This is a genomic window from Paenibacillus sp. P4_E11, from assembly GCF_056401635.1.
On sequence record NZ_JBFUIX010000157.1, the window covers coordinates 1 to 7,359 of the forward strand.

Genomic DNA, 7,359 nt, shown 5'->3' on the forward strand with positions numbered 1-7,359 from the left:
GATGGACGTACCGCTGGTGTACCAGTTGTCTCGCCAGAGGCACCGCTGGGTAGCTAAGTACGGACGGGATAAGCGCTGAAAGCATCTAAGCGTGAAGCCCCCCTCAAGATGAGATTTCCCAATTAGTAAGACCCCTTGTAGACGACGAGGTTGATAGGTTCGGGGTGGACGCGCAGTAATGTGTGGAGCTGACGAATACTAATCGGTCGAGGGCTTATCCWATTCACTCTTACCCGGAGTGACCAGTTAYACAAGTTGCGGCTCGTTACCGCTTTCGCATCCAGTTTTCAGGGAATAATTTCTCTGTATCGCCCTTYGGGGCCCRCGCAATTCGTTTGGTGACGATGGCGGAGGGGAACCACGCGTTCCCATCCCGAACACGACCGTTAAGCCCTCCAGCGCCGATGGTACTTGGACCGCAGGGTCCTGGGAGAGTAGGACGTTGCCAAGCGATTTGCTACTTGTTATAATATTGCTAAGATGTCGGGACGTAGCTCAGCTTGGTAGAGCACCTGGTTTGGGACCAGGGGGTCGCATGTTCAAATCGTGTCGTCCCGACCATAAGTCATCCATTATTTCATGTACATAATGAGAGCAGAAGCCTGATCAGGCTTCTGCTCTTTTGCTACGTTAAAGAAAATTCAACTTGATTGTACTTGCACGGAGAAGCGGACATAGGAGCCGCTATTCGTTACGAAACTGCGGTAATTCACCCGCTTGCGGACCGTAGAACCGTTAATGGCTGTGAATCTGCGGACCTCTAGAGCGATCTGCTCCAGAGGTGGTTGGTGTTTCTTAGTGCTGCGAATGTAAAATTATGGTATGATGATGTTATAAATGATTACGCTTACAATGTTACAATGATGTGGAGGTAAGGATAATGAGAAACAAGTTCCTAAACTCACCAATGATCTACGCAATGGGCATGTTCGCGATGATGATACCGAGCCAAGCCTTTAGTGCATTCTACAGTTATTATTACGTAGAGAAGCTCGGACTTGGCATAGGACTCGCCACGCTGGCTAGAACCATCTACCTGATCTGGGATGCAGTGAATCAACCGATCTTCGGCTACTTGTCGGATCGAACCAGAACACGCTATGGTCGGCGCAAACCCTGGATCTACTCAGCGATTCCATTATTCATGCTCACATTCATTATGGTGTTCTCTGTACCTGAAGGCTTGGCGGGTAATGATCTGTTCGTCTGGTTTCTCATTGCACTAATCTTGTATGAAGGTGTTGCTACGATTCTGTGGGTGAACTACGGCGCATTATTCCCGGAACTGTTCGTGGGCAATCAATTGCGGGCGAAGGCGTCTGCGATCCAGCAAGGCTTTCAAATTGTAGCGATTCTAATCGGATCGGCGTTGACGCCTATCATCTTCGATGCACTTGGATTTAGTCAAATGTCGGTGATCTACGCACTTACTTTCGCTGTCTTCATGTTATTGTTTGTCGTATCCGTAAAGGAGAACGAGGAAGCAAGCAAGGAACCTAGGCTCAAGTTCACGGAGGCGTTCCGAGCGACGTTGAAGAATAAGGAGTTCTGGATATTCAACATCGCGAACTCGTTCGCTCAGACGGTGAATGGGCTGCTCAGTTCGATGATCCCGTTCTATGCCAAGTATGTGCTGCACATCCCAGAATCACAAGTCTCGCTTCTGCTCGCCTCGATCTTCGTCTCCGTCATCCCACTTGTTGCGGTCTGGTATGTGATCGTCAAGAAGCTTGGCGGATTCAGATCGTGGCGGCTATCCTTAGCGGTGTATGGCTTGTGTGCCATTCCGCTCTGGTTCGGTACGAACCTTGCAGGTGGGATTATCGCCGGGATCATCGTAGGCTTCGGACTGGCCGGCTTCTTGGTCACGCCTCCAATGGTGAGCAGTCAGATCATAGATCGGGACACGGAGAAGACAGGTCAGCGAAGAGAAGGTGTCTACACGGCTGTAGCTGGGTTCATAACCCGATCAAGTGGACTAATATCCGCATTGGCTTTCTGGATTGTGGGCATGATGTTCGGGTATGTGAGCGGGGATGATCCAGGGTCCGACCCAGAGACCACGTTCAAGGTGTTGATTAGTGTTGTGCCGCTCTGTCTGTTGGTTGTTTCTTTCATCATTTCTTTATTCGTTAGAAGTTTTCAAGATAACGGAAAAGCAACCCCCGATTCCAAAGATTGAGGAGGAGCCATGCGTAGAACCTTAATATTAAACTGTGACGATTTCGGCCAAAGTCGGGCGGCGAATGAAGCAATCATGCATTTGCTAGAGGAGCGGAAAGTGTCGTCGGCAACGATCATGCCTCCCGCGCTCGGATTTCAAGAAGCTGCGGAGTGGGTGCAGAAGAAGGAGATTGCGAACGTTGGTCTGCATCTGACGTTCACGAGCGAATATGAGGCGGTCCGCTTCCCTAGCCTGACTGGACACGCCTCGCTCCATGATGAAACAGGACATATGCATATGACCGTAGAAGCGTTCGAGAAGAACGCTGATCCACAGGCCGTACGTGCGGAAATCCAGGCTCAATTCGATGCTGTGAAAAAAGCCGGAATCCAGATTACGCATGCGGACAACCACATGGGCAGCCTATACGGATTGGCGACAGGTCGTAGCTACTTGCCACAGACGTTGTGGGCTTGTTCCAGAAAAGGCTTGCCGTTCCGCTTGTTCCGCTACATTTATAGCAGCGACGCGTTCCTAGCTTCCATTCCTGGGGCAGAGAAGACGTTAGGCAAGGTCGTTGCCTTAGCGGATACGCTAGGAGTGCCTGTTCCCGACTATTTGCTCACACACCCGTATCACATAGAAGATGGCGAGACGTATACCAGCTTCAAGGCGATGCTCATTCAGAAGCTGTATGACTTGCCGGAAGGGATATCGGAGACGTACATCCATCCTGCAGTGGAGGACGAGAAGTTGCGGAAGCTGATTCCTTCATGGGATAAGCGAGTGTGGGAGTATAGGCTCATGCTCGACGATGATTTCGCTTATGCGCTTAAGGATGCTAGCATCCTGTTGACGGATTATCGCTATGTGCTTGCCAATAGGAAGAGGCCGCGGTTGAAGTCAGCGTTCAGACTTGCCCAGTCATTGTTGAGCCGCAATTAGTGACTGCCGTCCTGTGATCGGGTAATATAGTCTCTATTCGGGTCTGAGATTCAACAGGGTGATACCATGTCCAGAGAGAAGGAATCAACATGACAATACATACACATGAAACTTCGCTACTAGCAGAGCTAGCCACTTTCGCCGGAGGTTGCTTCTGGTGTATGGTGACGCCATTCGAAGAGCAGCCAGGCATTCTCAGCATCGTATCAGGCTATATGGGGGGAACGACGGCTAGACCGACTTATGAAGAAGTGAAGGCAGGTAAATCAGGACATGCGGAAGTAGTACAAATCCGGTTTCAGCCGGAAGTGTTCCCGTATGAGAAGCTGTTAGAGCTGTATTGGCAGCAAATTGACCCGACAGACGACGGCGGGCAATTCCAGGATCGGGGCTTGTCATACCGAGCAGTTATCTTCACCCATACGGAGTCCCAACGCGAGTTGGCCGAGAAGTCCAAGCAGGAGCTTGCTGCAAGTGGGAGGTTCGATGCTCCGATCGTGACGGAGATTATGGAGGCAAGCGTCTTCTACCCGGCGGAAGAGTACCATCAGAACTATCATCGGAAGAATACGACGCATTACAAAGAGGATCGCGCAATGTCCGGCCGAGACGAATTCATCCAGAAGCATTGGACATAAGACCTGATCTAACAGCCTGAGAAAGTCTTAGACAGCCTGAGACTACAACCATGACTTGTGGCATCAACAAATACAACGTCCCCATGAACTGGATCACCAGCCCACGGGGACGTACTTATGACGTTCAGGGAGTTAGGGCATCATTACAGAAGCCCGGTACACACGATCGTTCCAGCTCACTGTGGCGTGTAAGGTCTCAGCTACGAAACGAAGCGGTACGTACATTCGACTGTCATCCCCAATCTGTAAAGGGACAGGGAGTGGTACTGACTCGCCATTCACTAGAGCGGACATACTGCCATCCATTAGCTTCATTACGCTACTACCGCTCTTAATAGTGGCGGTACGCGTTGCAGCATCCCACTGGAATTCGGCTTTCAATGCGTTAATAAAAGGGCGGATCGGAACAACGGTCGTATCGTTGACGATGTAGCCTTTGAAATCCGGGATAAATTGGCCGTTCAGCTCAATCTGTACGCTAGGCTTGTCCAGCTTGCGGACGACCCATACATTGCTCAACTCGCGACCAGGGGTCGTAAGCATCGTACCGTTGGCGTACAGTGCGGAACTGGAACCTCCGTCCATGTTCATCGCTTCTTTCAAGCGGAGCTGCAGAGCTATTACGGCCAACTCCGGCATCGTCGCGCCCGCGACCGTCCCCATCACGATCCGATCTGCTTCATCGATCCCGACGAAGCTGCGCATTGCTGAAGCTTGGGTGATCTTCGGGTCGGTGAAGCCGTCTCGGCCGTAATCCAGGTCAGTCACGCCGCTCGTGACAAGCTTAGGTCCAACGCCGATGGCGGCCAACCAACTTCTCGCGTCAAGCGTCTGACCGCCTTCTCCGCTTGCCAGCAGCTCAGAGGTAACGGTGTCACCCACATGCAAGTTCGGCAACAGGTAAGTCTGGTTGTTCAGGCTGTTGCCGACGAACAGCACATATCCGTCCGCGGGAACTTGAACGGCTTCTTCAGTCATGTGCGTGATCCGGCCTTCGCTAATAACGGCCTTTACTCCGTTCGTGAAGCCGATCCAGGCGCCGAAATCCGGAGTGTACAGGACAACTTGATCCGAGTTAGGGTCATCGAAGTACTTGTTAACTCCCCAAGGCTTAACGGTGTATGTGTTGGTGCCGGACTGTACATGCATGGCCATACTGGTACTGATTAGCTCGATTTGCGGCACTTTGTCTTTGCTTACGAATAAGGTCTGATTGTCCCCGGAATGCATCAATTCGCCGGATTCCAGAAGAAGTCCATTTGGGTAACGATTGTACGGATTCGATTCGTAAGAGTTGAAGAAGGTGCCGTTAATAGCGGCTGCCGCATGTTCTCGCTCCACTATGGCGGAGAATGGCTCGTCATGTCCGATTCCACCCAACGATAAGGCAGGGGCGAGTTCTAATGAAGGATCAGTCAAGTCGATGGAGACAACGTTAACCTTGAACGATTTGCCCAGTGCGGACAATTGAACGGTATCGACGTTAACAGAAGATGAGGATTGAGCGGACGCCGAAGCGGTGTCGCCGAGGAGTATTGCGGCTAGAAGTAAGGTGATGCCACAATGGATTGCTTTCGAGTGGAACATGAGTCGGTCGGTCTCCTTTGCCGGGTTGAATAATCGGATCGTCATCCAGATCATTATACCATTCGAATGAGCAAGACATCTTAAGACGGCGGCAGATTCCTTAGAACAGACATCGATACTTTTGGACCATTCGCGAAAATATCTAAAACTTTTGACGCATACTGGGTCTAATCTTATTGTCGATCAAGGAGGTGACAGAGCAATGCTGAATCAATCCTGGCTACTGCACCCTGCATCTGATCGTTTATTTGAACTCATAGGGGACCGATACAACTTAACAAGCCGCGAAAGAAAAGTGGTCCAAATACTCGCTCTATCCGGATGCAACAATCGAATGATGGCCGAGATGTTGTACGTTTCAGAGAAGACCATTAAGAACCATTTGGCCAATATTCATTTGAAAACGGGCACCAACTCGACACGGGAAATGCTATCGCTTATTTTTCAAGTGGCGTTATATGGTGAACGATACTTTCTGTACGAAGAGACATTCGCCTAGCTAGCTCCAAGTAAGTGTCCCTCACTTTGCGGATATGGAGCCTTTCGCCCCCCATAGGAACAGTCCGACGACCGCCGCTATAACAACGAAAAGAGGCAACCCGAGTATTAGAAAAGATTCCATTTCGCTTCCCCTGCCTTTCCACAATTAATGTTTATCAAACTTACCTTGGACGTACTTGGCATTGAACAGAAACAGCCGCATTAGCAAATAGAGCGACGGTATGAGCAGCAGCAAGCCCAGTATGAACACGACGATCAATGCAATTGCCATAGACTCGTTCGTGAAGTTGTCGTGTATGGTCAAATACGGATACAGAATATACGGAAGATGTGCCGCCCCATACCCGAAGAAAGCAAATGCAAACTGCAGCATGACGAAGACAAAGGCCAGTCCGAGCCGCTTGCGCGTCCAAACCATGTATACGGCGACTAGGAAGCAGAGGAACGAGAGCACGAACATCCAGGAAAGCGAGATCATGTTCTTATAATGCTCATAGTTGTGCCCACGAATCGAGAAAAACACGAGAAGGCTGGCCATAATCGTCGGAATACTCCACGCCAAAGCGTACTTACGGACGATTTCAAAAGCTTGCCGATCGCCTGCCTTATCCGCATAATAGCTCAGAAACATCGCTGAAATGTACAGCACACTCACAAGTGCAAGTGCAACAACCGACCAGGAGTAGGCGCTAGTGAACAGCTTGCCGAACAGAAACTGCACGTTGCCGGCGCCTGTGACTTCAATATACCCACCCTCGGAAATCGTTAATACGGTAGACAACGCAGCTGGAATGAGCAGTCCGCTCGCTCCGTACAGCAGCATGTACGTACGGTTCGTACGTGATCCATACGTGCTGAATGCATAATAGGAGCCGCGGATCGCCAACAGAACGATGGCCACGCTTCCCGGTACGAGTAGAGCAGTGCCGTAATAAAAGGCTGTATCGGGAAAGAACCCGATAAACCCGACGAAGAAGAATACAAGAAACACGTTGGTCACTTCCCACACGGGTGACAAGTAACGTTCAATGATGCTCTGAATCAGATGGCGCTTGCCGGTAAGCGAGCTGTAATAGTTGAAGAATCCGGCGCCGAAGTCGATCGAGGCTACGATCAAGTAGCCGAATAGGAATAGCCAGAGCACTGTAATGCCGAGCACTTCGTAGCTCATCGAGGGTCGTCTCCTTCCAATTCGCGTGCGAGCAACTCATCTTCGGCCCGATTGGTCCGGAACATCCGGGTCAATACGCGAACCGCGGTAATGCCAAGCAAGATATACAAAAGCGAGAACACGAGCAGCATCGTATCGACATGTTCGGATGTAGTCGCGCCTTCGGATGTACGCATCAAGCCTCGCAATATCCAGGGCTGACGTCCTACCTCGGAGAATATCCAGCCGTGTTCAATCGTCAACATGGCGACCGGGGCAGCGATGATAATCAGCCGCAGCAGCCAGCGGCGGTATGGATTACCTTGCTTGCGCCACAAGGCTAGCATGAATAGCGCAATGACTATGGTCATGTA

The 7,359-nt window shown here is 50.7% G+C and carries 8 protein-coding genes, 1 tRNA gene and 2 rRNA genes; 7 read left to right on the top strand and 4 right to left on the bottom strand.

Annotated features, from left to right (window positions below; translation table 11 throughout):
• The 6 genes from AC1DWB_RS29820 to msrA all read left to right on the top strand — a co-directional run.
• Positions 1-222 (top strand): 23S ribosomal RNA (locus tag AC1DWB_RS29820); the annotation flags it as partial.
• 112 nt (positions 223-334) lie between these two features.
• A 5S ribosomal RNA gene (gene rrf, locus AC1DWB_RS29825) occupies positions 335-451 on the top strand.
• 33 nt (positions 452-484) lie between these two features.
• A tRNA-Pro gene (locus tag AC1DWB_RS29830) sits at positions 485-561 on the top strand.
• Between the two features lie 319 nt (positions 562-880).
• Positions 881-2,182, top strand: coding sequence for an MFS transporter (locus AC1DWB_RS29835; protein ID WP_477544735.1), 1,302 nt, complete (start codon positions 881-883; stop codon positions 2,180-2,182).
• Positions 2,183-2,191: 9 nt separating this feature from the next.
• Entirely contained in the window at positions 2,192-3,109 is a 918-nt protein-coding gene (locus AC1DWB_RS29840; protein ID WP_477544736.1) for a polysaccharide deacetylase family protein, read from the top strand.
• Positions 3,110-3,198: 89 nt separating this feature from the next.
• Positions 3,199-3,747 (top strand): peptide-methionine (S)-S-oxide reductase MsrA, encoded by a 549-nt coding sequence (msrA, locus tag AC1DWB_RS29845; RefSeq protein WP_477544737.1) that lies wholly within the window; start codon positions 3,199-3,201, stop codon positions 3,745-3,747.
• A 132-nt stretch (positions 3,748-3,879) separates the two neighbouring features.
• Here msrA and AC1DWB_RS29850 read toward each other — a convergent pair whose 3' ends face one another.
• Positions 3,880-5,334 carry a stalk domain-containing protein gene (locus AC1DWB_RS29850; protein ID WP_477544738.1) on the bottom strand — a complete coding sequence of 485 codons (1,455 nt, stop codon included), beginning with the start codon at positions 5,332-5,334 and terminating at the stop codon, positions 3,880-3,882.
• Between the two features lie 202 nt (positions 5,335-5,536).
• Between AC1DWB_RS29850 and AC1DWB_RS29855 the strand changes: the two genes are divergently transcribed.
• Positions 5,537-5,833, top strand: a complete 297-nt coding sequence (locus tag AC1DWB_RS29855; RefSeq protein ID WP_477544739.1) for a response regulator transcription factor — start codon at positions 5,537-5,539, stop codon at positions 5,831-5,833.
• A gap of 21 nt (positions 5,834-5,854) precedes the next feature.
• Here AC1DWB_RS29855 and cydS read toward each other — a convergent pair whose 3' ends face one another.
• From cydS to AC1DWB_RS29870, 3 genes are all read right to left on the bottom strand, one after another.
• On the bottom strand, positions 5,855-5,956 hold the full coding sequence (gene cydS, locus AC1DWB_RS29860; protein WP_477544740.1) for a cytochrome bd oxidase small subunit CydS family protein: 102 nt from the start codon (positions 5,954-5,956) through the stop codon (positions 5,855-5,857).
• A 24-nt stretch (positions 5,957-5,980) separates the two neighbouring features.
• Positions 5,981-7,006 carry a cytochrome d ubiquinol oxidase subunit II gene (locus tag AC1DWB_RS29865; RefSeq protein WP_477544741.1) on the bottom strand — a complete coding sequence of 342 codons (1,026 nt, stop codon included), beginning with the start codon at positions 7,004-7,006 and terminating at the stop codon, positions 5,981-5,983.
• Positions 7,003-7,359 (bottom strand): cytochrome ubiquinol oxidase subunit I (locus AC1DWB_RS29870; protein ID WP_477544742.1); only part of this gene is annotated, 357 nt, incomplete at its 5' end. The genes AC1DWB_RS29870 and AC1DWB_RS29865, both read right to left, overlap by 4 nt.